Raw genomic sequence first — 25,527 nt, forward strand, 5'->3', positions numbered from 1 at the left:
GAAAAACCTATTTTTCTCTCGTTGCCATTCAAGCCTATGCTTCCGAAATCCGTCTGCTCCGAATCATTCATCAAATTGCATGGATTTGTCCCACCCATCCGATCCATACCTACTCAACAATCTCACCGCCGAAGAGTGTCCTAAACTCATTACTCATTACGACTATTAATCAAGGACATTCATGTTTAAACCAGCCCTATCATTTGTCGCCTGTGCGACACTCGTCGCCTCTTTAGAGGCTCAAGAACTCTTACTCGATCCGATTGTCGTTACGGCAACCAAAACGGAACAATCCCTCAAAAATGTCACTTCGAATGTCGAAGTCATTACCGGCCATGAACTGCAAGAAAAACATATCATCTCCATTTCCGAAGCTCTGAATTTAATTCCCGGTGTCAGCGTGGTCAGCAATGGCGGTCTTGGAAAATCAACCTCCGTATTTTTAAGAGGCTTTGATTCCAAAAGGACGTTGGTCCTTATTGACGGAGTTCGATACAACGATATATCGAACTCTATAGACGGCGTTTCCTTCGAACACCTTATGGTCAATCAGATAGAACAGATTGAAGTGATAAAAGGGGCGCAAAGCGGCATTTGGGGAAGTGAAGCAAGTGCCGGCGTCATCAATATCATCACCAAAAAAGCAAGAACGGGTACAGCTTTCAATGCGCATCTGGATTACGGCAGTTTCGCGACCAAACGCTACGGAGCAGACGTATCCCATAAAAATGACAAATTTGAGTTTCAGGCGGGGGCGAATAAAATAACCTCGGATGGATTTACCGCCTATGCCAAGCGCTATCATGCTATCGATGGGTATGAAGATGACGGCTATAAAAACCGGACGGCCACTATTAAAGCCGGCTATAATTTTGATGATCAAAACAAGATCCATGCGGCGCATACCGATATCGACGTATACACGGAATATGATAACTACAATGGTGATTCCGCCAAAAGCTACACTAAAAAAGAGAAATTAAGCCAAATTTCTTTTGAAAACAAAAACACCATCGCTTCTACAAAACTTTATGCAAATCGTTCGAGCTTTAAAAGAGACTATTCGGACGGTTCAGAATTTGACGGCAGAGTGAATGAGCAGGGCCTAACCTCTGAAATTCCCTATAATAGCAGTGACTTTATCCTTCTCGGCGGGGACTATAAATCATTTGAACATCTCAATCAATTCAATAAGAAATTCACGGATAAAGCGTTGTTTGTTACGAATAGCAATATAGTCAACGACCGTTTAATTCTTACGGAATCTCTCCGAAGGGATGATTACGATGCATTTGACGACAGAACCACAGGCAAAATCGGAATCAAATATAATTTTGATACGGGTATCTATCTCTCGTCCAATTACGGAACGGGCTACAACGTACCGACACTTTATCAACTCTACGACGGAACGTATGGAAATACGGAGTTGAAATCTGAAGATACTCGAAGCTATGATCTCTCATTCGGGTACAACGGTTTTGAAATAACCTATTTTTCCAATCGCGTCAAGGATATGATCGATTATGATTTTACGACTTCTGCCTATAACAATATCAATGGAACGTCAACCCTCAAAGGAACCGAAATCTCCTATAAAAGAGAACTCATCGATACCGCCCTCTTATCCTTGAGCTATACCCGTTTAAGTGCCAAAAATCAGCAAGGGCAGAATTTGCGCCGAAGAGCGAAAGAGAACCTCAAATTCAGTGTCGACTACTACGGCTTCAGTAAAATGCATCTCGGCTTAAACGGAGAATATGTCGGCACAAGGTATGATCAAGAGAACAATCAAGGGGCGCAGACCGGACGATACACCATAGCAAATGCAGTTGCCAACTATGACCTCTCTGAAACGATTAAAATGTATGTGAAAATCGATAACATTACCGACAAGTATTATCAAAGCGTCAATAATTATGCGACCTCGCCTCGTGCGTACTATACTGGCTTGGAGATCTCTTTTTGATGAAAATTTTTGCACTAATTAGCTTTTTTACAGCAGCGCTATGGGCTGATCCTATCGAAGTGACGATCATTTACGGCAATAACCTGCCCGACAAAGTCATCACTACGGATTACACGGAGGGGACAACGGCACTGGAGCTGCTTAAAAAGGTGAGCAGCGTCGAAACAGCCCAAAAAGGGAAATTTACGTTTGTAAGATCGGTGGACGGAGTGCAATCGGTGGTTGGAAAGTTTGGCTGGTTTTATCTGATCAACGGAGAATCGGTTCATCAAATGGCGCAAAACTATATACTCAAAGATGCATTGACGATGACGTGGGTCTATAAGGTGGAAGTGTGCTATTAAAACTTCTGTTAGTCATGCTGTTAGCTCTTCAGCTCAACGCTATCGAGCGGATTGTCGCCCTGAGCCCCGCTATTAACGAAATCGTTTTTGCTCTCGGTGAAGGGGACAGGATTGTCGGCAATACTCAATATTGCCGCTACCCGAGGGCCTCGAACAAAATTCCGAAAGTGGGGGGATATTTTTCCCCCTCGCTGGAGAAAATCGTGGCGCTGAAACCCGATATCGTCATTATGCAGGAGAATAATGCCGCATTTGACGAAAAAGTACGGAGCCTCGGCATACGGACGATGGTGATCAAAATCGATACAATCGATTCGATCAAAAAAGCGATTGCCGATATGGCGAAACTTTTGCACAAAGAGGCTCAGGGATCCTTGATCGTCGCCAAAATAGACCGATCGCTTTCAGGGCTGAAAGGGATCGTCAAAAATAAAAAGATTTTGATTCCGATCGGCTACCATACCGAATTTTCCAAAGAGATCTATGTCGCAGGGCAGAATCTCTATTTTGATGACATTATCGACGCCAGCGGCAACACCAATGCCCTTCAACGTACCCAAAAAGGACAGCCGGTTCTCAATCTTGAAAAAATACTCAACCTCAATCCCGATATAGTGATTATTTTGGCACCGCTGATGGGAGAGAGAAAATTTACCAAAGAGGCTCTGATCGCTCCGTGGCTGAAGCTTCCGATCAATGCGGCTGCGACGAAGTCGGTCTTTGTCGAAGAGGGAGACTATGCCGGGGTTCCCAGCGACAGAGTCGTCCATTTTATCGACGACTTCGGAGGATTTTTACGTGAAACTGCGCGTTGATGATGTAACGACATCGTATCTGCGGAACATCTCGTTTGAGCTCGAAAATGAGAACATCGTGATTTTAGGTTCCAACGGAGCGGGCAAAACCACCCTGTCCAAAGTGATCGTCGGCTTGGAAGAGAACAGCAATGTCTATTACGGCGAAGAGAAGGTTTCCGCACTGAGTGCGGCACGGCGCTGCAAAGCGGTAAATTTTATCCCCTCAAAACTGGAAGTTTTTGATGAGTACATCGATGTGGAAGAATTTTTGCAGCTGAGCCTGTTCAACGGCACCGGTCAAAGCGATATGGAGGCTATCTTAAAACGTCTGGAGATCGAACACCTCAAAAACAGCTCCTGCAAAACGATCAGCAGCGGAGAGAGTCAGCTGGTATTGTTTGCAAGCGGATTGCTGCATAACGCCGAACTCACTATTTTCGATGAACCGACCGCCAATCTCGACAGCGACAAGAAGATCAAAGTATATGAGACATTGAGGGCTCATACCGGATGGAAGATGGTGATCACGCACGATTTGAATCTCGCGTATCAGCTGGGGTATCGGATCCTCTTTTTAGAGCACGGAGAACTCGTATATGACGGAAGCTGTGAAGCATTTTTCGATAAGGAGAATCTGGAACGGCTTTTTGGAAACTCCATCAAAAAGGTGGAGGAATATTTCATGGTGAATTACCGATGAAACTTTTTATCTTTATCCTCTCCCTGATTATTTTGGCCGTTGCCCCCTTCGTCGGGGAGACACCGTTGGAAATTAGGAAAATCCTGGATGCTGGCGCCATGGAACATCTCCTTTTTTGGGATTTGAGATTCCCTCGCGTGCTGGTGGCATTCTTCAGCGGCGCCATTTTGGCGCTGGGAGGGATGATATTTCAGGCGGTTTTTCGTAACTCCCTCACCACCCCTTTTACCCTCGGAGTCTCCAGCGGAGCGACATTGGCAACTGCGATTGGGATCGTTTTTCTCCCCTCTTCGCTTGCGGCGTTATCCTATCTCTTCAGCTTTGCGGGGGCATTTTCGACGATCCTTTTACTGTTTCTCTTTGCCCGGGCGCTGCGTGCGGAACAGACCAACTCGCTCCTGCTGATCGGGATCGCCTTATCGTTTTTCTACTCCGCCGCGCTGATGGTGGTCTATTATCTCAGCGATCTGGAGCAGAGCCACTCGATTATCCGTTTTACGATGGGGAGCCTCAATATCGTGGGATTGGACAAGTTCTATCCGGTCATCGCCGCCGCACTCCTTTTGCTGGGTGTTGTATCGAGATACAAAAAAGAGCTGAAACTGATCCTCACCTCGTATGAAAATGCCTTTTTAAAAGGGATCGAGATCAAAAAAATCAACCTGATCCTCCTGCTGGTCGTCTCTTTGAGCGTCGGAGTGAGCGTCAGTGTCGTAGGACCCATCGGATTTATCGGGCTGGTGATCCCCCATATCATCCGTCTGGTGTATAAACGAAGCAGTGATAAACTCATTCTTCCGGTCTTTTACTACGGCGGAGTATTTTTAGTGCTGTGCGATCTGATCGGGCGTAATCTCGGAGCGGTTTCGGAAGTCCCTATCGGGGTAGTCACCTCCTTTGTCGGCGGACCGTTTTTTATCTATATCATCCTCAGAAGAAAGAGAAGCAATGGTTAATCTCTGTATCAGCGCGGTCTCCTCCAATCAGGGAAAAACGATCCTCACCTCTGCCCTGCTGTATATGTTCAAAGATTCGGTCCGCCCTTTCAAAGCGGGCCCCGATTTTATCGATCCGCAGTTTCACCGCCATATCTGCGGCACCGAGAGTATCAATCTCGACGGCTTTATGATGAATCCCGCACAGGTACAGTGGCTTTACCGCCAGTACAGCGACAAGGAAGTCTCTATCGTCGAGGGGGTGATGGGATTTTACGACGGGATGGATAAAAAAAGCAGCGCGTATGACATCTCCAAACTCCTCAACATCCCGACGATTCTTTTGATGGACGGAAGCGGAAGCTACATCACGATCAGCGCCGTTTTAAAGGGGCTTAAAACCTACAAGAGGGGAAATACGATACGCGGAGTCATCCTCAACCGTATCGGCTCACAGAGCCACTACGAGCTAATCAAAACGCAGATCGAAAAAGATTTTAACGATGTCGCCGTATTGGGATGGATATCCAATCATCTTAGCGCTTTGAGAGATACCCATTTGGGGCTTGATCTGAAAGATATGGATAAGCTCGAAGAAATTTCCAAAGAGGTGCTGGAGCATATCGACATCGGGAAGCTCACAGCGATAGGGGAATGTGAACCCAAGAAGAACGTAGCGTATCCGTTTAAACCTCTTCCCAAAACCGATAAAAAGATCGCCGTGGTCAGCGATGAGAACTTCTCCTTTTTGTACCATGACAATCTCCGATTTTTGGAGGAGGTATTCTCCGCGGTTGCTGTTGTTCGCCCCTCGCACGACGAAACGATCCCCGAAGATTGCGACAGCGTCTATATCTGCGGCGGTTACGTCGAAACGGAGAGGGCGTACGCAAAAATCAAAAATGCCAATCTCTTCAGAACCTCTTTGATCCGCCATGCCCAAACGAAAAAGATTTATGCCGAGTGTGCGGGGCTTCTCTATCTCGGACATAGCGTCGATGAGAAAGAGATGAGCGGCATTTTGGATGTCTCCTTTACCCTCGAAAAACGGTTTCAGCGGCTGGGATACTACACCAATGAAGCGGGGGTAAAAGGGCACGCGTTTCATTACACAAAACCCGTTGACGATTCAAAAGGGTTCGATCTCCTCTCCAAGGGTGAAGATGGAAGCGTGGGGAGCTGGCAAAGCGCGAACGGCAACGTATTGGGCACCTATCTGCACACCCTCTTTCGAAGCAACCCTAGCCTCGTGAAAAGGAGGCTGATGTGAAGGCCTTTGATCTTCATGCGCAAACACTGCTGCAAACTATTCTTTCCGCCCGCCGCGACGTGAGAGGGAACCGTTTTCAGGGTACCCCCATCGAAGACGAGGTGCTGAGGAAGATTCTGGAAGCGGCGATCTCCGCCCCCTCAGTCGGTTTTTCACAGCCGTGGAAATTTGTCATTGTCAAAGATACTTCCAAGCGTGAAGCAATCTATGAGGAGTTTGTCCGAGAGAACGCCAAAGCGGCTAAGCTGTTTTCGGAGGATTCGCTTTATTCGACCCTCAAACTGGAGGGGATCAAAGAATCGGCGCTCAATATCGCCGTGTTGTACCAAAAACCGACAAAAACCGTGTTAGGGCAAACGACCCAGAAAAAGATGGGGGAATACAGCGTCGTATGCGCGATCCAGAACCTTTGGCTGATGGCGCGGGCCTATAACATCGGTGTGGGATGGGTGAGCATTCTGCGCCCCAAGAGAGTCAAAAAGATTTTGGAAATCAGTGATGATTACAAACTGATCGGCTACCTCACCCTGGGGTATGTGGACAAGTTTTTGGACGAACCCGAACTGCTGAAACTGGGGTGGGAGAACAAAAAGACGATTGACGAGGTTGTAGAATGGGTGTGAAAACCGTTGTAACCCTCAGCGACCTGCCCGAAACGCTCGGGGTAAAAACGCTTATCCCCTCTACCGACGGGGTCATGGACAGCGTCTATTTTTTGGACAAGGATCGGGTTCTGAAGATTTTCGAAAATGCGGAGGCGGACGCGGTGGAAGAGGAGTTAAAGCTTCTCGCTCACTGCAAATCTCTCACGATTTCGAAACCGGAGGGGAAAATATTTTGGGTGCAGAACAAACCTGCCCTTATCTACCGCCGCTGTCACGGAAAAAGCCTCAAATATGCCGAGGTCGATGAGATCAAGCAGATTGGTACATTTCTGCGTGCGTTTCATCGTCAAACAGCGGCACGCCAGAGCACTAACGAGCGGTTATTCGAGAAATCACGGCTGGAGCAGATGATCCAAGAGACTAAGAGCGAAATTTTCGATACGATAGTTAAAAAAATCGATCTCACGCTGCGCAATGACGGGATCATTCACGGGGATCTCTTTTTGGACAATGCCCTATTTTTGGAGGGGAGGCTCTCGTGCGTCATCGATTTTACCCAGGCGTGCAACGGCGATTTTTGGTTTGACCTCGCCGTCGTTGATCTCTCATGGTGCGACAGCGATGAAAAAACCGAGGCTCTGCTGGAGGGCTACGGCGCAACGCTCACTTTGGACGAATTTCGCCCTTACCGCGAGTATGCAACGCTGTTTTACAGCGTCAACCGCTGCCTTAACGGCGGCAATTACCAAGAACTATTGGAGAAATTAGTATGATTAAAACGATTACGGGAAACAGAGATTTTGCGGAGAGCCTGCGGGGAAAACGCTCGTCGTTTCTTCTGTGCATGAGCAACACCAAAACGGCTGCTATAGAGGGGATCACTCAGGCGGGAATCCCCGGGATGCTCCATCTCACCCCGACGCTCGATGCGGAGTTTATCGCGATCGGTGAGGTGCGGAGCCTAGGCACTATCGCCGAAACCCCCAAAGGGGTCCCTACCCCCGCCCTCATCACCCGCGCCGTCCATCTGCTCCACCCTTTCCGCGAGATCGAGATGCTGGATCTGGGGCTGGAGATCACTCCGAAACTGGAGCATTTCAAGCTCCATTCGTTCGGCATCGCTCCCAGCGGCTCGATTGCCGAGGGGGCGAATATCCCCGCTGAGGAAGTGTTTGAAAAAGGGATAGCGTTCGCCCAAAACCTCGTACTCCAAAGCGACTACATCATTTTAGGCGAATCGGTTCCCGCCGGAACGACGACGGCGCTTGCCACGGCGCTGGCATTGGGATATGACGCACAGGATAAATTCAGCAGCAGTTTTAAAAACGCCCCGAGCGGTATCAGAGCGCGCGTCGTCGATCAAGCCCTCGCTCGTATCGACGAGAACGATGATCTCTTCGATACCCTTTCCAAAGTGGGGGACAATATGCTGATCTTCAACGCCGGATTCATCCTCGGTCTCCAAAGCCGCGACATCCCTATCGTCCTCGCCGGGGGGACACAGATGGCGTGTGTCCTCCTCGTGATCAACCGTATTTTGCAGATGATGGAGGGGGAACTCGACACTGCCAAAATCGCCCTCTGCACGACCAAATGGGTTGCCGAAGATACGTCAAGTGATATCAAAGCCCTCTTGGAGATGGTCGATTTTCCCATCAACGCCTATTACGCCGATTTCGATTTCTCCCTCACTTCTCATCCCGCCCTCAAACTCTACGACGAGGGGGAGGCGAAAGAGGGAGTCGGTGCCGGAGGAGCGCTGATGTATGCCCTCCTCAACGGTATCACCAAAGACTCAATCACCCGCAAAGTCGAGAGCTTTTTACAATGAAGATACTCTACTTCGGGGGGCAGAAATCGGGCAAAAGCTCTCTGGCAGAGGCCAAAGCACTCAGCCTATCGACCGGCAAGCCCACCTACCTCGCGACCTACGACCACAGCTTCGGCGATGACGAGATGGGAATGCGGATCGACAAACACCGCGATTCGCGAGGAGAAAAGTTCATCACCCTTGAAGAGACCCGTCATTTGGCATGTGTGATGGAACCGCACCAAACCTACCTCGTCGACTGCATCTCGATGTGGATTCTCAACCGCATTGAGGAGAGCGAAGAGGCGTTGGTCGAAGAAATCGAAGCGCTGGGGCGTATAGAGGCTAACATCGTGTTTGTCCTCAACGACGTCGGATCGGGAGTGATCCCGAATGATCCGATCAGCCGCCGCTATGTCGATCTCAGCGGTATCATCGGTCAAACACTGGCCAGGCTTTGCGACGAAGTGTACGAAGTAAAGCTGGGCTTGGAGAGACGGCTCAAATGACGACCTACGCCCATGGAGGGGATGTGAACGCCTTTGCACACCACTGCGGATGCGAGGCAAGCGAGGTTATTGACCTCTCTTCCAACATCAACTTCATCACCCCGAATGTCGATTTTGGCGGTGTTACTCTCAACAGCTATCCGAGCTATGAGAAGCTAACAGAGGCGTTAGCCTCTCATTACCGTGTGAAGAGTGATGAGATGGAACTTTTCAACGGGGGAAGTTCGGCGATCTTCTCCCTGATGCGGTTTTTCGACAACCCCACCTGCACGATCTACTCCCCCGCCTATCTGGAGTACAAAAAAGCCGCACACCTTCACGGTAAAAAAGTTGCTCTCATCAACCGCTTTGAGGAAATGGATGCGGAGGTCGAGGAGAACTCCCTCGTCATCTTCGTCAACCCCTCCACTCCCGACGGACGCTACTATGAGATCGAAACACTGATGAAGCAGTGGATGGAGAAAAACTGCACGATCCTCATCGACGAATCGTTTTTGGAATTTTGCAGGGAAGAATCGGCAACCCGCTACCTCCAAACCTACGACAAACTCTACGTTTTAAAATCACAGACCAAATTTTACGGATGCGCGGGGGTGAGAGTCGGGATCGTCCTCTCCTCGCGTGAGAATATCGGCGCCCTCCGAGCCAAAGAGCCGTTGTGGAAAATCTCGGCGCTCGATAGCCATTTTCTCATTACCGCACTCAAAGATGAGCCATTTCGTACACGTTCCCATGCGCTCAATGACGAAGCGAAAAGGTATCTGAAAACTATCCTTGAGCATTCTCCCCTTTTTGAGGAGGTATTGGAGAGCGATGCGAACTTTTTCCTCGTCCGGCTCGCTCACATGAATGCGAAAGCGTTTCAGGAAAAACTGATACCGCAGAAAATCATGGTGCGCGACTGCTCCAATTTCGACTTTTTGGATGAGCGGTTTGTGCGGATTGCGGTCAAAGATTTGGAGGCATTAAAGCGGTTTGAGATAGCGATCGCAAATATTGCTTCTGAGATGAGAGAGGGTACAATAAGCGAAACAGATAGGGAAAACAGATGGAATTAGTCTATTTATGGGTTGAAAACTATAAGAATATTCACAAACAGGGTTTTAATTTTAGCCCCCGGTTTAAATGTAGTTATGACCATGAAACAAACCAATTAACGACTGATAAGAATAACGATTATGTCCATATTTTTCCAGACAATATCAATATAACGGCGATTGTTGGGAAAAATGGGAGTGGAAAGAGTAGTCTTTTTAATCAATTACTCACAGATGATAAAGTACATTGTTCCACAGAGGAAGAAGATTGTGCAACTACAAAAAGCTTATGGATTTTAGATGATAATAATGAAGTAAGTAAAGTAAATTGTTCGGATTTATCATTTAACTACAATGTTATTTTATTTCAAGAAGATATTGACTCAGAATTACATACCAATAAATACAATATCAATCAGTATTTTGTAAAAAAATTAGCTATAGAGGATAGATATAAAGTTAATAATATTGCCATAAGCTTTTTTACCAATGTCGAAAATTTGAGTTATTTAAAAGAATTTAACTTTATTCCAACTCATGTAGAGTTTGAATTTATACATAAGGTTCAAGAAAAGGATTTTAGAAAATTACTTGAGCATATATTTTATTATGAAGATACCCAGCTAGACAGAAGTATACATCATCGTATTAATTCTAGTGATTTGTATAATATTGTTGAATTTTTAAACAAAGAATTAGAATCTTCTCTAGAATATTTTAGAAAAAATAATGATATTAAACATTATCTATACTTACGAGATTTTATATATAAAATAAAGTTTCATCAAGACAAAAATTCAATAAGTATCATTGAGCAGTTTATACAAGATCAATATAGCTTCAATGGCAATTTTGCACAAGAACTTGGAAGAAGACTTTTTCAGAATCCTGACGAAAACATCTTTCGCACTATTATTCAATCGGTTAACGAGATACAAAAGTCTGTTAGCTTTAAAGGTTTCGAAATTAATTTAAGAAATAATGATTTAGAAAAACTTTTGTCTAATGTACATAGAGGTTTTTTTCATGTTAATTTTTTTAAACGAAATGAAAAAAATGAAAATATTTATTTTTCTGACTTAAGTTCAGGTGAACAAAAATTTATTCTTTTATTCTCAAAAATATTTTATGTCATTCGTAAAGTATTCTTTGAAAATACGCAAAAATTTATTATATTTTTAGATGAGCCAGATAATTATTTACATCCTAATTGGCAAAAAAAATTACTCTCTTATTTAATTGACTTCTTAAGTAAAACTAAAATTCTAAAAGATAAAAAATTTAGTATTTATCTTACTTCTCATTCACCTTTTATACTTTCAGACATACCAAAATCAAATATTCTCTTTATTGACAACGGTATGGAAAGTAATGGTGTACTACACAAGCAAACTTTCGGAGCTAATATCCACACGCTTTTAAGCGACGCATTTTTTATGGAAGATGGCTTAATAGGAGAATTGGCAAAAGAAAAAATAAATCAAGTATATAAATTTATCACTGAGCATGATACAAACTACATAAAAACTAAAGAAAAAGCTCAACAAATCATTAATCTTATTGGTGAGCCTCTAATACAAAAACAATTGCAACAACTCTTTGATAAAAAATTTGAAATAAGCAGTTTTACTATCGATGATGAAATAGCTTTTTTAGAAACAAAGCTAGATGCTTTACGAAAGATAAAAAATGATCAAAATTAATCTCACAGCTACTCAAAGAATAGAAATTGAAACTTCTCATTATGATGCAATTTATAATAGTTTGGGTAAACGAAAATCTATAGTTAAGATCATAGAAAATACATTCAATAGTAAGCATACTTTGAAAGATTTTTTGATCGGAAATACTAAAAAATTAGCGGAAATATTAGAAGATTATTTTGCATTAAGTAAAAAAGAACAAACTGAATTTGTTAAATTTTTTGATCCATACTTTATAAATCAATATGAACAAAAACTCTCTGTAACTCCTAAGAGTAAAGATTCATACGTATTTAATGGTATTAAATATAATGCTTATAGTCTTTGTCAATCATTACAAATTAATGTTTGTCCTTACTGCAATAAAAACTATACAATTACAATAGCCGATATAGATAATGATATATTTACTAGACCTACACTCGATCACTTTTTAGATAAGGCTACTTATCCTTTTTTCGCACTATCTTTATACAATTTAATTCCATCTTGTCATATATGTAACTCGCATATAAAAAAATCAAAATCATTTAGTTTTCAAACGCATATTCACCCTTATGCTGACGATTTTAATAGCATAAAAAAATTTACTACTGATAAAGTATTATTGTCATTAATCAGCAAAACAGATGACTTTAATATTGTTTTTGAGAGTAAAGACTATATATCAAAGAAAGATGAAGAAAAAGCAGATAATCATATTAAAGACTTTGCATTAGAAACTTTGTATGACGCTCATAAAGACAAAGTTTTGGAGTTAATAGATTTATCGCGTGCCTACAATGAAGATTCATTTCAAAATATCGTAAATACATTTAAAGATTCAACTAGGATTTTTAAAGATATTAATGATGTTAAAAGGTTGCTCTTATGTCACCATATTGAAGATGAGAATATAGATAAAAGACCATTAAATAAACTCATAAAAGATATCAGCGAAGAGCTGGAATTGATTTAATGTTCTTTGAAATAGCCCTCATCGCCTACATCACCGACCGTCTCTTCGGCGAGTTCAAATTTATCCGTCACCCTGTGGTATTGATGGGGGACTTTATCACCGCGTTTCAAAAGCGGTTTTATCGTGACAGTATTCTGCGCGGATTCTGGCTCGTGTTTTGGTTGTTAGCCACCGTGTTAGCAATCATCTATCCGATCTCGCTGATCGGCAACCCGTGGGTATTGGGAATCATCGCCTCGACGGGGATCGCGGGGAAGATGCTCTATGAGAGTGTCCGAAACGTCCTGCATGAGCCGCAATCGATCCGTTATCTGGTGAGCCGTGACACCGACAACCTGAATGAGAGCGACATCCGAAAAGCCGCGATTGAGACCTACGCCGAAAATCTCAGCGACGGAGTGATCGCCCCGCTGTTTTATCTGTTAGTGTTCGGTTTGGTGGGGCTGTTTCTCTATAAAGCGATCAATACCCTCGATTCGATGGTGGGGTATCGCAATGAGCGCTACGAGAAATTCGGCAAAGTGAGCGCGCGGTTGGACGATGTACTTAATTATCTCCCCTCCCGCATCACGGCAGTGATGATTCTCGTCCTATTCGGTAACCTCAGCGCCCTCAAAAAGACATGGCATTACGGCGCATTGCATGAAAGTCCCAACGCGGGATACCCGATAGCGGCGATGGCCCTCTCGCTGGATCTGTCGCTCGGGGGGCCGACATCGTATTTCGGCAAGATGAAAGAGAAACCCTATTTCGGCGACGGAAAGCGGGAAATCAGTGACGGCGATATCCGCCGCGCATTGGCTCTTCAGTGGAAACTCGATACCCTGTTGATACTACTTTTGGCTGCGGGAGTTTGGGCATGAGATCGATCTCTATTTTCGGCACCTCGTCCGACGCGGGGAAATCGACCCTGACGTTTGTGATCGCCCGTCTATTGCAGGAGCGGGGGATCAACGTCGGGGTGTTCAAAGCCCAAAACGTCTCCAACAACTCCCGCGTCTGTGACGACGGAAGCGAAATCGCCATCGCCCAGTATTTTCAGGCGGAGGTGCTGGCTCTTCCGACGAGCTACCACCTCAATCCGATCCTCCTCAAATCGGGGCACGGCAACAGTGCCTCGCTGATCGTAAAAGGGCACGTTGTGGAGGACAAAGAGGTACGGGAATACTACCGTGACCTCGATCTCCTCAAACCCGCCGTCGATGAGTGTTTCGAGTATCTGCGCGCTCAGTACGAGTGTCTCGTCTGCGAGGGGGCGGGAAGCCCCGTCGAACTGAACCTGATGGACAAAGACCTCTCCAATATCTATATCGCCCAAAAATACGGCACCAAGATCATCCTTGTCGCCGATATCGAAAAGGGGGGCGTGTTTGCCTCGATCTGGGGGGTCTATAATCTCCTCCCGGACGACTTACGCGCCAATGTGATCGGGGTGATCGTCAACAAATTCCGCGGCGATCGGAGCCTCTTTGATGAGGGGGTTACGATTATCGAAGAGCGTTTCGGTATCCCCGTCCTCGGTGTCCTCCCCTATCTTCCCCTCAATCTCGGATTCGAAGATTCCCAGAGCCTCAAAAACTTCGTCCAAAACAAACCCCATCCGGTGAAAAAGATTGGGATCATCAACTACCCCACGATGAGCAACTACAACGATTTCGAACCTCTTATCGCCGATGAGACAATCTTTGTCGAGTTTATCACCTCCAATATTGCGCTGGAGAGTTTCGATGTGATCATTCTCCCCGGCAGCAAACGGGTGATCGAGGATTTGAAGTGGCTCAAAAAGGTAGGGCTATACGAAGCGCTGCAACAGCGGACAAAAGAGATATTGGGGATATGCGGCGGGTATCAGATGATGTTTCGTGAAATTCTCGATGAAGGGTGTGTCGAGACGGCAGAACCGAGTCGCGAAAACGCCCTCGGGTTTATCGACGACGTCATCGTGTTTCAAAAAGAGAAAGTGCTTAAAAAAGGTGAGTATTCGATCTTCGGAAAAACGGTGAGGGGTTTCGAGATCCATCACGGGGTGAGTACCAAATATCCCCTCTCGTATGAGAAAGATCACATCAAGGGGACGTTTGTTCACGGACTTTTCGAAGACGAGGCGTTTGAGAGTTATAAAAAAACAACCATCGACAGTTTCATCGGTACGATGAGAGACGAAATCGATATGAAAAGGATACTGAAACATGTCGTATAAAAAATGGTTTGACGCCCACGCGGCCAAACACCGTGCCATCATGGAAAAACTGACCCACCTCAGCAACGAAGAGGTGATAAAGTACTTTCGGTTCGAAAACATGGTGAAGAACGAGAGTGAGTTCTGCCCCCTCTATGCGGAGAATAAAAAGTGCCACGACACCCCAGAGCTCAACTGCTACCTCTGCGCCTGCCCGAATTTTAGATTCAACGATGCGGGGTTTTCCCTCGAAGAGGAAAAAACCCTCTTCAGCACCTGCTCCATCGAAAGCCCCGACGGGGACCGCTATGTGAGCGAGTCGGCCATCCACCAAAACTGCGCCGGGTGCATCGTCCCCCACCGCGAGAGCTACATCCGCAAAGTGTTCGATCGGGACTGGCTCAAAATCATGAAAGAGGTGCCGTGTGAATAAGATCTATCTGGGGGTCAAATTTGCCCTGAGCTATTTCACTCTCCTCCCCATCCGCTTTGACGTGAACGATGATCTCTCCCATCCGCGTGTGTTGAAAACCATGCTGCTAAGTCTCCCGTTTGTCGGAGTTCTTTTGGCAATGCTCACGATCGGGATGTTCCTGGCGGTGGAGCCGCTGGGGTGGCTGGGGGCACTGATCGCCGCCGTGACGTATATGGTATTGTATGGTTTTATCCACACCGAAGCGGTGATCGATGTCGCCGATGCAGTGTATGCGGCGCATAGCGGCAAAGATGCCTACGCGATTATCAAAGATCCCACCGTCGGGGCGATGGGAGTGCTGTACGGAGTGAGTTTTACCCTCCTCAAAGTCGCCGCTCTTTCCACGGCTCTGATGCATCACCTCTTTTTGCCGTTTATCGCGATAGCCCTTATCAGCCGCCTTTCTTTGCTGGTGCTGATCCGTACCTATGAGTTTCGCTCATCGTTTGTCTCGCAGCTGCATGATAACCTCCGCACTGTCCCTTTAGTACTGCTGATCGCTTTGTGTGCAGGGATCGGATTGTATCTCCTCTCATGGATCTTCCTCGCCCTTTTCGCCGCAGGGGTACTCACGGCGCTATTTCTTTCGTATGCGGCTAAAAAATCGCTCGGATTCATCAACGGCGATGTGCTGGGGATGTCGCTCGAGGGGACTGAGCTGATCCTCATGGTAACGTTGCTACTGCTATGGTATTAACGCTGTTGCGCCATGCGCCGCCCCCTCTCGCATTTCACGGGAGATACATCGGACATAGCGATATTCCCATCGATAGTGAGCTGTTTCACCCCCTGACCCTTCCTTCTGCGTATGATGTGATCTACTCCTCCGATCTGATCCGCTGTACCCAAACGCTCGAACAGCTCGGATACCGTGATTATCAAACCGATGAGAGACTGCGGGAAGTACGGTTTAAAGAGGCTTACGAGGGGAAAAGTTTTGATGAGATTGAGCGGATGGACGTATACAATCCCCGTTTTTTAGAATCGGAAGAACTCTGGCACAGCTTTATATGCGATGAAAAGGCGGAAAATTTCCGCAGTCGGATAGCATCGTTTTTAGAAGAACTTCCCCGCGAACAAAATATTTTGATCTGTACCCATGCGGGGACGATACGGGAGATTCTTTTTCTCCTGGAAAACAGACCGAAAAGACTCAATTACCTAGAGTATACAATTGTTACGGTAAAATAGAGAGAAATATTTACAGGAGGGTTCCGTGCGCATCATTATTCTTTTGATCGCAATGGCACTCCTCGCTCTCGCCGCGCCGCTACCCATCGTATTCAGCGGCAATGAACAAACTTCTTCTTCCCAACTTTATGATACTTTGGGGTTGCGCAAACCCTACGCGATCGAAGTCTGGGAAGATCAGCCCAGTATCGAACCCATCGCGATTTCTCAAAGCGTCTCCGCCCTCACCAGTTTTTATCGTTCCAAAGGGTTTTACCACGCTAAAGTCACCGCAGAGACCTTCCCGGACAAAGTCCTCTTCGTGATTGAGGAAAACACCCCTATCCGCGTCGGCAATATTCAAATCAACAGCCCCCTCAATATCGATTCGGCTATTTCCCTCCGCAATGACGATCTTTTTGACCAAGAAGCATTTTCCGCCTCCAAATCCGCAATGAAAAAACGCTACGGAGAAGCCGGTTATTGCAATGCGCAGTTCAATACCAAAGCGTGGGTCGATATCGAGACTGACCATGCCTATCTCTTATTTGAAGCTACTCCGGGTGAACCGTGTACCTTTGGCGCGGTCAGTGTTGCATCAACTCCCAATATCGACGGCAATCTGACCGCTTCGATGCTCCGGTTCAAAGAAGGCGATCCCTACAGCGTCGAAGCAATCCGGCTCAGCTACGAAGCCCTGTATGCCAAAGAGGGGATAACCCGCGTGGTCATCAATGACAACGAACATAACGGAAGTGTCGTCCCCATTATGCTGAATATCGAAGAGGCGGAACTCCCGATCCGATTTACCGCCGGTCTAGGATACAGCAGTGATGAGGGGATCACGGTGCAAACGGGATTGAAACACCGCAACTTTTTCGGTGACCTGAAAACCCTCTCTCTCGATGTTCGCTACTCACAAATCAAACAGGAAGCATCCGGAACGTTTGGTCTTCCCCTCGAAAACCGGGGACTTTTAGGTGCCGAAATCGGATATAAAAACGAAATTTTTGACGGGTATAAAACGGAAAGTACCTACCAAAAATTGACGGCTAAATACCAAGACACCCCGGCATCGGCGATGATGGGCTTTTTGCTGGATCAGGTCAAAACGTATGATAGTCAGGACCTCTCTTCGTTTCCGAACAATAAACTCTCCCTCGTCTCGCCGATCGGGGAGCTCAACTACGATACGCGGGATAAACCTCTGGAACCGACCAAAGGGTATTGGCTCAATGCCAATCTCATGGGGTCCTTATACACACCCGGGATTTCGGATGCCAGCTATTTTAAATCACTCCTCTCGGCGGCTTACATCACCAGTATCGATGAGCATGTTTTCGGAGCCAAAATCAAATGGGGAACGCTTCGGATTTATGACGGGGAAGTCCCGGCTTCGTATCGCTTTTATGCCGGAGGGATGAACTCGAACCGAGCCTATACCTACCGTGATCTAGGCCCTAAAAACAGTGACGGAGACCCTATCGGATTCGCATCCATTACCGAAGGGACACTCGAATACCGGTTTCCTCTCTACAAAGAGGTTCGGGGAGTTTTGTTTAACGATATCACTTTCGCGTCGCAAAACATCCTTCCCGACTATGCCAAAGATGGATATCTCGGGGTAGGTGCCGGACTGCGCTATGTTACGCCGGTAGGCCCTATCGCCATCGATTTTGGATTCAATCCTGAAGATTTCGCTCAGCACGCGATCCATTTCCGATTCGGAGAACTGTTTTGAAGCGGCTGCGACTCCTCCCTTGGCTTAAATGGCTCAAACATCTGTTTATAACGTTTCATTTTCTCCTTTATGGTTCCATACTGCTTGCATCCGCGGCACTGTATATCATCTTCCGCACCGACAGTCTCGAGATTGCCAATACCTATTTTCTCGAACCTTTCGGCATCTACTATTCTCATGCCGAGGGATCGCTGGTCAAAGGGTTTACCCTCCATAACCTCCACAGTAAAAAAGGGGATGCAACAACGCTTGTCCTCCAATACGATCTTGTCAAAATGCTGGAAGGGGAACACACGATCGATTCGATACGGATCGACGGATTGCGCCTCCATCTGGATGATTTTTTGAGTGATGAAGATTCTATCTGGCCGTTTCCGACGTTCAAACTCCGTGAGGTGACGATTACCAATCTCCAGCTCATCAGCTCCTATCCGATCGAGCTCGATATCAGCGGAAAAAATGGGACGTATGACGGGGATCTCCTCAATTTTGAGACCCTCAATGCAACCCTCAAATCCCGATATGCCAGCGGTGCTATTCACGGAACAGTACGAAACAGCAGTCTCAGCGGAGTAGCCGATCTCTATCCCAATGCGGTCGAACTTGCCCCCTACAGCGGCCGTTTCACAACTTTGCCTCGGGCTTTGCGCATTCAGATCACAGAACTCTCTGCCAAACAAGCCCTGTTAAAAAGCACCGTAGCAACGCTTCTCTCCAAACAAGACCCCCTGATTAGAGCCGAAGCGGTCTCTCTGAACTTTCGCTATTTTTATGAGAACGATTATTTGGATATCGATGCCCACTATCGGCTGGTACGCGGAGGAGATTCTATGCAGACGGCACAGCACCTCCGCTATAGTCTTGAGGGGACGACAACGACCGAATTCGACGGTATCATCACCGCAGCCCAACCGCTCCCCTCCAACGCACTGCATGGAGAATTCACCGATAACAAAAGCGGGGTGACCGGAAGCCTGATGCTCGATGACAGTATCCTCGATATCTCTAGCCAGGATTACGACCGGTTTGCATGGAAACTCCGAAGTGATCACCAGAACCTCAATTTTGTTCCCGACCTTCCGGAACCATTACGTTCTTCTCCCCTTCAACTAAAGGCTCAGGGAAGCTATCTTCTCAGCACCGAAGTTCTGAAAGGCAATATTGATGCCGTTCACGACCATGCCCGATTTAAAGGATCCTTTTCGACCCAAAACGGCCATCACTCTCTGGATGGAAATGTAACCTTGCCGCCGGATGCGGAAATGTGGAAAAACTGGGCATATCAACCGCCGGAACATTTGACCCTCTCTGCGGATAGTGAATCCAACATTACACGGATCAATCTCACCGGAGACTCTCTGGATCTTATCACTACCGTATCGGGTAAAACACTCAAAGGCTCGGGAAATTATCTCGGGGCGTTTTTTGACATTACCGGATCACTTACTCCGACGAAAAAGGTTATCGATGTCGATGCTATCATCCCCTCTTTGTTCGCGACCCTTTCCAAGCTGCAGACGATCGAATTGCACCAGGGCGAATACTACGACGCCGAGATTCGTGCAAAAACCCATATAAGCCTCGGAGAGACTCTCACCGTTCAAAGCGACATCAGCGTTCCGTGGTATGCCGCCGTCCTCGATTCACAGCGTGCCTACGGAGGGACGGAAGGGAGTGCGAGTATCTCCTATAATGACGGCAACATCACTTTAGATCGCTACCGCTTCGAAATCGCCAATCATCCCATCCTTTCCGATAAGCCCTCTTATCTGCATCTAAATTCGGAGGGGAAACTCATCGTAGACGAGTTGTGGATCTTTGATACCCTCTTGGTCCGCGGTGTGATTGAGCCCGATCTCAGTGCTTCCTTGCACCTGCATTCGAACCGTTTCAGCTACCACGGTCCCGAAGGCGATGCCCATGCCAATGCCGACATCACCTTTACCCGAGACCATGATGCAAACCAAAATCTCTCGGGTTCGCTAAAAATCCTCGATGCGACGATCGCGAATCTCCCCTTGCAGCAGTTTAAAGTCATGGACGACGACATCATCATTATCCAGGATGTACGCCCTCCGAGCAAAGCGAAACTCAGCGTAAATCTTCACATTACCGCCCAGCAGCCCATCCACTTTAAGACCAAAGAGCTCGATATTCTGCTCAATCCCGACATAACCCTCTGGAAGGACCCGACCGATCCGATGCAGATTTTAGGAATGGTCAGTATCCCTTCCGGCACTGCGACCAGCGCGGGAAAAGTATTCGCCATCAAACCCAGCGAAATCTATTTTGGCGGAGATGTACCGCTCAACCCTTATCTCAATCTGACCGTTGCCTACGAAATCGATTACAAAAAAATAATCATCTATATCACCCATACGCTCGATTCGCCGATCTTCCTCTTTAACTCCGATCCGGTTATGAGCCAAAATGATATTATGAGCTATATCCTCTTCGGCACCCCGGCAAACACCATCTCCGGAGGCGACAACTCCACCTCTACCGTCCGGGCGGATGCCAGTAATTTCATGCTGGGCGCAGGGCTCAAAGGGCTAATCAAAGGGGCGACCAAGATTCAGCTTGATACGATGAATATCCTCACGACCGCCGAGGGGGGAATGGGATTTGAAGTAGGAGCCCATCTCAATAAAGACCTCCGCGTCATCTATAAAAATGACACCGTATCCAGTGTCACCCTCCAATATACCCTCAACCGTTGGCTGCGGCTGGATGCCGACGTCCATGAACTCGGACAGGGGATCAATGCCATTTACATCAAAGACTTCCGTGATTTCCTCCCGCACAACAAAAACATTAAAAACGCCAAGTGAGTAAAACCCACTCGGCTACGCTAGCCGCTATGGCACTGAAGCTAGCCTCTGACGAGGCAGATGGTTGTTATACCTTGATATCGGTCAAGATTTGTTTGCCATGATTCTTTTATACTGTCAGAATTAAAGCAATAAAGGGCTATCCATGATCTTAGAATTTATGCGTGACGATCACCGTGCGTGCGACCATCTTTATACCGAAGCGGAAAATGCTTTGGCAGACAAACAAACACAAAAGGCCAAAGAGCTTTTCGATGCGTTCTACCATGCGACAAATCACCATTTTGATATGGAAGAGCGTGAACTCTTCATCACGTTTGAAAAACGGACGGGGATGATGGGTGGACCGACACAGATGATGCGTTATGAGCACCAGCAGCTTCGGAGTCTGCTGGAGTCCATGCGTCTGGCGCTGGGGGAAAACCGCGCGAATGATTTTTTCGGAATCGGCGAATCGATGATGATTATGCTCCAGCAGCACAACATGAAAGAAGAGCAGATGCTCTATCCGATGATCGACCGTACGTTGGCAGGCGATGCGGAACTGATGATCCAAACCCTCCAAGAGATGGAACGATGATTCTCCTCGATACCCGGGAGCTAGATCATCCGATTCCGCTGGAAATGGCAGTCGATGCATTTAAAAAACTCAGAGACGATGATATTCTGCACATGATCCATCGGCGCGAACCCGTCCCCCTTTTTGAGATCATCACCAAAAACGGCGGCCGATACCTCAGTGTTATGGATGCAGAGAATATCTGGCACATTTACATTACCCGCAGTCCAACGGTGGTGCTGGAGCATGCTCATGTATAACGGGCTCTCACTGGATCAGGCACCTCCGATATCGGTGGTGATGCGCTTTTTCCTCACCGTTCCTATTTTCGGTTTTGCCCTTTGCTGCATCGTTTTTCTGGACCCAAACGGTGTTTTAACACCGACCAGTCCCCTATCGCTCGCATCCGTTCATCTGATGTTTTTAGGGGTCATCACGATGAGTATGATCGGCGCACTGTTTCAGATGCAGAGCGTTTTGGGAGGGCGGAGCATCCCCTCAGCGCTGGGGAACGCCTTTTTGATCCATCTATTTTTGGTGATCGGGATACTCTCCCTCAGCGGGGCATTCATCTTTACCCTTCCGACACTCTTTATTATCGCATCGGTATTTTTAGGGGCATCGATCCTCCATGCCGCCAACCTCATCCTCCCCTTGCTCTTCGGTGAGATCACCCACGAAACCCTCAAAGGGATGCGATTAGCCCTAATCGCCCTCGCTCTCACCGCTATTTTAGGAGTTGTGATGGCGAGCGAATATGCCAACAGCTCTTTTAGCGCGATGCATGATGCGATCCGCTCTTCGCACTATTCACTGGGACTGATCGGGTGGGTTGCAACTCTCATCATCGCCGTTGCCTTTCAAGTCATCGAGATGTTTTACGTCACCCCCGGCTACAGTTCATGGTGCAAGCGAAATGCTTTTCGTATCATTGCCACCTCCTTGTTCCTCAAAATCATTTGGCTCTTTGCCGCCCTCCCTTTTGGATGGATATTTGACTTGATCATCGGTGCGTTATTAATCGGATTTGTCGTCACGACGCTAAAGCGGTTACAGCTGCGCAAACGGCGTGTTAGCGATGTGAGTATTTGGTTTTGGGGTTCGGGAATGGTTTTGCTTTTGAACGCTATTCTCACGTACGGTGTTTTTTACGGGAACGGCTATGAACCCCTGCAAAGCGTTTCGCTTATCTCGTTTGCTCTGTTTGCACTGGCGGTTATTTTAGGGATGATGGGGAAGATCGTCCCGTTTCTAGTGTGGTTCCATCTCAATTCATCAGGCTACATGGAGGTTCCGATCATGTCGAACATTATCCCTCATTCCCGTGCCAAAGCCGTTTTTAGCCTCTTTCTTCTCACGGCCGTCATGGCGCTCTTTGGAGTATTTCTTCCTGAAATGTTAGCCGTCAGTGCCATCACGGGAGGAGCGATGTTTGCCCTGTTGCTCTTTAACCTGACCCAAGCGCTTCGTCTGTATCGTTGGACACTGTCTCACGGAACACGCTTCGAGCAGATATAATCGACCGTAGCACTGAGCTGTGATTCCGACTCGCTTTGAATCGGGCTTTCCGTGGGGACGGAGGCCATCATCATTACCCCTTTTGCCCGCATCGGCACTGCATTGGGAATGCCGCCAAAATTGACCGATGCCACCGCACACTCCATCCCCGTCTCTTTGGAGAATCCTTTTGCTTGGGTTTCTCCCTTTCTCAACAGCTCAAGACGGAGCCGGCTTTGGGTTTCATCCTCCTGCTTTGCACTCACACCCCATACCAGCTCTCCTTGGTTTTTTCGAACCGTCGCAGCACTAACCTTATCGATCGCGGCACTAACGTCGTTATACTGATCGATACTCAAAAATTCGCATCCGAAAGAAAGATTTCCGCTGTAGCCGATAAACTCCTGCTTATTCTCTTTGTAGCTGTAACGCGGGGAGAGGGTATATCCTCCGCCGTGACAATAACGCCCGGCAGGATCGATCCGCTTCACTTCGGCAACAATGGCATTGAGATGCGCTTTGATACTGTTTTGATTTTTCCCTTGTTCCTCAAAGCTCATATTACCTCTCAGGACATCCGGTTTTAGCATCGCTGATACCTGTTCATTTGCCGTAATGTTCATTGAGGCATCTGCCAATAACGGCACTAATAGATAACCACACCATTTTTTCATACCGGACACCTCTATCGTATTTGCCATTATTGTATCATCTATTTTATCTACGCTATAATCTTTCATCAGCGTTATCGCGCAAGTTTGGAAAAAAGGTGTCGGATGGACCCGTTATTTATACAAAACAGCATCCTCTCTCTTGTACTGGGATTTCTCATCGGCTTGCAGCGTGCGATGCACACGATTTATTCGCATAAGGCCCAAGATTTCGGGGGAGCCAGAACGTTCGCTATGATTGCTCTTTTCGGCTACCTCTCCTCCTGGTTCAGTACGTTTATCCCCTATTTTATCCTCGCATCCGCCCTCATCGCAGGATTATTGCTCATTGCCGCCTATACCGTCAACAGTATCGCGGTGCCCGAGAAAGGCTCTACTACCGAATTTGCCGCACTTATTACGTTTATCATTGGCGGGATGCTCCATTTTGCACTCCCCATCTTCTCCGTATTTATCACGATATTGGTATTGTTTATCCTCAATATCAAAGACAAAGTCCAAGAATACGAACAAACCATCACCAAACAAGACCTCAGCGCCGCTATTTTGTTTATGCTTATGACTTTCGTCATTCTTCCGATCCTTCCGAACAAGCCGATTGATCCTATGGGACTGGTGAACCTCTATACCATCTGGATCATGGTCGTTTTGGTTGCGGGGATCTCATTTTTCGGCTATATCGCCATCCGTATACTAGGGGCATCACAGGGGATCGGCGTGGCAGGATTATTCGGCGGGCTCGTCTCCTCAACTGCCGTTGCGATGAGCATGGCACGGCGGGTACATCAAAACGGACACTTAACCAAAAACTTGGCGGTAGGGATTGCATTAGCCTCTTCCATGATGCTGATTCGTGCCGGTGTCGAAATGTGGGTCATCAATCCCCCTCTGACGCGTGCTTTTATCATCCCAATCGCCGTCGGATCCCTCAGCGGCTTCGGCTATATCGCACTGCTGTACTTCACCTCAAAACGCGAAACCATCCCTCAGGACATCGAATTCAAAAATCCGTTTGATCTCAAAGAAGCCCTCTTTATGGGCTTGATATTCGGAGCCACACTTGCCCTGATCAAACTGGCAAATCTTTACATCGGAAACATGGGGGTATATGCGATCGCCTCTCTCTCGGGGATTGCCGATGTCGATGCGATCGTTTTATCCCTCTCAGCCTTAGCCAAAAATGGCTTGAATCCGACAACGGCCCACTACGCTATCATGATCGCCATCATCACCAACACGATCGCCAAAATGGGATTGGTTCTCTTTCTCGGAAAACTTGAGCTGTTCCGGTTTGTCTTTACCTATTATCTTATTTCGATCGGCACTTTTACACTAACGGCTTTTTTCATCCTCTAATGGGGCTGTTAGCCGATAAATGATAGAATTTTAAATGATACAAACCATACCGATTGAAACCTTTTTAGAATCCCTAAACACCTACGATCTCATCATTGATGCGCGCAGTCCTCACGAATACGGCGAATCGCATATTCCTTTGGCCCAAAACTTTTACGCCCTGAACGACGAAGAACATCATCAGGTGGGAACTACGTACAAACAAATATCCCCGTTTGAAGCACGGGTACAAGGGGCATCGTTCGTCTGCTTGAATGCCGCCCGCCATATCCACGATATCTATCCCGCCTATACTCCCAATTCCAGAATCGCCATCTACTGCGCCCGAGGCGGTATGCGGTCTTCCTCTTTGGGGACGATCTTTTCCAACATCGGTTACCGGATCGACCGCGTTATCGGAGGGTACAAAGC

General features: G+C 47.1%; 26 protein-coding genes. 25 read left to right on the plus strand and 1 reads right to left on the minus strand.

Going from position 1 to position 25,527, the window contains the following annotated elements:
* Positions 1-181 precede the first annotated feature (181 nt).
* From WAO38_RS08335 to WAO38_RS08445, 23 genes are all read left to right on the plus strand, one after another.
* Complete coding sequence (locus tag WAO38_RS08335) at positions 182-1,969, plus strand: TonB-dependent receptor plug domain-containing protein (protein WP_422236122.1); 1,788 nt, start codon at positions 182-184, stop codon at positions 1,967-1,969.
* Complete coding sequence (locus tag WAO38_RS08340; protein WP_422236124.1) at positions 1,969-2,313, plus strand: DUF4430 domain-containing protein; 345 nt, start codon at positions 1,969-1,971, stop codon at positions 2,311-2,313. The genes WAO38_RS08335 and WAO38_RS08340 overlap by 1 nt, the downstream gene beginning before the upstream one ends.
* On the plus strand, positions 2,304-3,128 hold the full coding sequence (locus WAO38_RS08345; RefSeq protein ID WP_422236126.1) for an ABC transporter substrate-binding protein: 825 nt from the start codon (positions 2,304-2,306) through the stop codon (positions 3,126-3,128). Before WAO38_RS08340 ends, WAO38_RS08345 begins: the two co-directional genes overlap by 10 nt.
* Positions 3,112-3,810 carry an ATP-binding cassette domain-containing protein gene (locus tag WAO38_RS08350; RefSeq protein ID WP_422236128.1) on the plus strand — a complete coding sequence of 233 codons (699 nt, stop codon included), beginning with the start codon at positions 3,112-3,114 and terminating at the stop codon, positions 3,808-3,810. Before WAO38_RS08345 ends, WAO38_RS08350 begins: the two co-directional genes overlap by 17 nt.
* Positions 3,807-4,766: a FecCD family ABC transporter permease gene (locus tag WAO38_RS08355; RefSeq protein WP_422236130.1), complete on the plus strand. Its 960-nt coding sequence runs from the start codon at positions 3,807-3,809 to the stop codon at positions 4,764-4,766. Before WAO38_RS08350 ends, WAO38_RS08355 begins: the two co-directional genes overlap by 4 nt.
* Complete coding sequence (locus tag WAO38_RS08360) at positions 4,759-6,015, plus strand: cobyrinate a,c-diamide synthase (protein ID WP_422236132.1); 1,257 nt, start codon at positions 4,759-4,761, stop codon at positions 6,013-6,015. The genes WAO38_RS08355 and WAO38_RS08360 overlap by 8 nt, the downstream gene beginning before the upstream one ends.
* Positions 6,012-6,638 (plus strand): 5,6-dimethylbenzimidazole synthase, encoded by a 627-nt coding sequence (gene bluB, locus WAO38_RS08365; protein ID WP_422236134.1) that lies wholly within the window; start codon positions 6,012-6,014, stop codon positions 6,636-6,638. Before WAO38_RS08360 ends, bluB begins: the two co-directional genes overlap by 4 nt.
* Positions 6,629-7,393 (plus strand): phosphotransferase, encoded by a 765-nt coding sequence (locus WAO38_RS08370; RefSeq protein ID WP_422236136.1) that lies wholly within the window; start codon positions 6,629-6,631, stop codon positions 7,391-7,393. Before bluB ends, WAO38_RS08370 begins: the two co-directional genes overlap by 10 nt.
* A complete protein-coding gene (cobT, locus tag WAO38_RS08375) occupies positions 7,390-8,451 on the plus strand; it encodes a nicotinate mononucleotide-dependent phosphoribosyltransferase CobT (RefSeq protein WP_422236138.1) in 1,062 nt (353 codons plus the stop codon). The genes WAO38_RS08370 and cobT overlap by 4 nt, the downstream gene beginning before the upstream one ends.
* Positions 8,448-8,939: a bifunctional adenosylcobinamide kinase/adenosylcobinamide-phosphate guanylyltransferase gene (locus tag WAO38_RS08380; RefSeq protein ID WP_422236139.1), complete on the plus strand. Its 492-nt coding sequence runs from the start codon at positions 8,448-8,450 to the stop codon at positions 8,937-8,939. Before cobT ends, WAO38_RS08380 begins: the two co-directional genes overlap by 4 nt.
* A gap of 23 nt (positions 8,940-8,962) precedes the next feature.
* A complete protein-coding gene (locus WAO38_RS08385; protein ID WP_422236142.1) occupies positions 8,963-9,997 on the plus strand; it encodes a pyridoxal phosphate-dependent aminotransferase in 1,035 nt (344 codons plus the stop codon).
* A complete protein-coding gene (locus WAO38_RS08390; protein WP_422236144.1) occupies positions 9,988-11,679 on the plus strand; it encodes an AAA family ATPase in 1,692 nt (563 codons plus the stop codon). The genes WAO38_RS08385 and WAO38_RS08390 overlap by 10 nt, the downstream gene beginning before the upstream one ends.
* Positions 11,666-12,637 carry a hypothetical protein gene (locus tag WAO38_RS08395; protein ID WP_422236145.1) on the plus strand — a complete coding sequence of 324 codons (972 nt, stop codon included), beginning with the start codon at positions 11,666-11,668 and terminating at the stop codon, positions 12,635-12,637. Before WAO38_RS08390 ends, WAO38_RS08395 begins: the two co-directional genes overlap by 14 nt.
* Positions 12,637-13,500, plus strand: a complete 864-nt coding sequence (gene cbiB / locus WAO38_RS08400) for an adenosylcobinamide-phosphate synthase CbiB (protein WP_422236147.1) — start codon at positions 12,637-12,639, stop codon at positions 13,498-13,500. The genes WAO38_RS08395 and cbiB overlap by 1 nt, the downstream gene beginning before the upstream one ends.
* Positions 13,497-14,837, plus strand: coding sequence for a cobyric acid synthase (locus WAO38_RS08405; RefSeq protein ID WP_422236149.1), 1,341 nt, complete (start codon positions 13,497-13,499; stop codon positions 14,835-14,837). The genes cbiB and WAO38_RS08405 overlap by 4 nt, the downstream gene beginning before the upstream one ends.
* Positions 14,827-15,249, plus strand: coding sequence for a hypothetical protein (locus WAO38_RS08410; RefSeq protein ID WP_422236151.1), 423 nt, complete (start codon positions 14,827-14,829; stop codon positions 15,247-15,249). Before WAO38_RS08405 ends, WAO38_RS08410 begins: the two co-directional genes overlap by 11 nt.
* Positions 15,242-15,988, plus strand: a complete 747-nt coding sequence (locus tag WAO38_RS08415) for an adenosylcobinamide-GDP ribazoletransferase (RefSeq protein WP_422236153.1) — start codon at positions 15,242-15,244, stop codon at positions 15,986-15,988. Before WAO38_RS08410 ends, WAO38_RS08415 begins: the two co-directional genes overlap by 8 nt.
* The gene (locus tag WAO38_RS08420) at positions 15,979-16,482 is read left to right on the plus strand and encodes a histidine phosphatase family protein (RefSeq protein WP_422236155.1); all 504 of its coding nucleotides are present in this window, start codon (positions 15,979-15,981) and stop codon (positions 16,480-16,482) included. The genes WAO38_RS08415 and WAO38_RS08420 overlap by 10 nt, the downstream gene beginning before the upstream one ends.
* A gap of 25 nt (positions 16,483-16,507) precedes the next feature.
* On the plus strand, positions 16,508-18,202 hold the full coding sequence (locus WAO38_RS08425; protein ID WP_422236157.1) for an autotransporter assembly complex protein TamA: 1,695 nt from the start codon (positions 16,508-16,510) through the stop codon (positions 18,200-18,202).
* Positions 18,199-21,033, plus strand: coding sequence for a translocation/assembly module TamB domain-containing protein (locus WAO38_RS08430; RefSeq protein ID WP_422236159.1), 2,835 nt, complete (start codon positions 18,199-18,201; stop codon positions 21,031-21,033). Before WAO38_RS08425 ends, WAO38_RS08430 begins: the two co-directional genes overlap by 4 nt.
* 145 nt (positions 21,034-21,178) lie before the next feature.
* On the plus strand, positions 21,179-21,613 hold the full coding sequence (locus tag WAO38_RS08435; RefSeq protein ID WP_422236161.1) for a hemerythrin domain-containing protein: 435 nt from the start codon (positions 21,179-21,181) through the stop codon (positions 21,611-21,613).
* Complete coding sequence (locus WAO38_RS08440; RefSeq protein ID WP_422236163.1) at positions 21,610-21,852, plus strand: DUF2249 domain-containing protein; 243 nt, start codon at positions 21,610-21,612, stop codon at positions 21,850-21,852. Before WAO38_RS08435 ends, WAO38_RS08440 begins: the two co-directional genes overlap by 4 nt.
* Entirely contained in the window at positions 21,845-23,110 is a 1,266-nt protein-coding gene (locus tag WAO38_RS08445) for a hypothetical protein (protein ID WP_422236165.1), read from the plus strand. The genes WAO38_RS08440 and WAO38_RS08445 overlap by 8 nt, the downstream gene beginning before the upstream one ends.
* On the opposite strand, the gene WAO38_RS08450 is transcribed toward WAO38_RS08445, so the two are convergent.
* A complete protein-coding gene (locus WAO38_RS08450) occupies positions 23,083-23,763 on the minus strand; it encodes an SIMPL domain-containing protein (protein WP_422236167.1) in 681 nt (226 codons plus the stop codon). The genes WAO38_RS08445 and WAO38_RS08450 overlap by 28 nt on opposite strands.
* A gap of 102 nt (positions 23,764-23,865) precedes the next feature.
* On the opposite strand from WAO38_RS08450, the gene WAO38_RS08455 reads away from it, so the two are divergent.
* Both WAO38_RS08455 and WAO38_RS08460 read left to right on the plus strand, forming a co-directional pair.
* Positions 23,866-25,116, plus strand: coding sequence for an MgtC/SapB family protein (locus WAO38_RS08455; RefSeq protein WP_422236169.1), 1,251 nt, complete (start codon positions 23,866-23,868; stop codon positions 25,114-25,116).
* A 34-nt stretch (positions 25,117-25,150) separates the two neighbouring features.
* On the plus strand, positions 25,151-25,527 hold a 377-nt coding region (locus WAO38_RS08460; RefSeq protein WP_422236171.1), incomplete at its 3' end, for a rhodanese-like domain-containing protein.

The sequence above is a fragment of the Sulfuricurvum sp. genome, from assembly GCF_049277495.1.
GTDB lineage: Bacteria > Campylobacterota > Campylobacteria > Campylobacterales > Sulfurimonadaceae > Sulfuricurvum.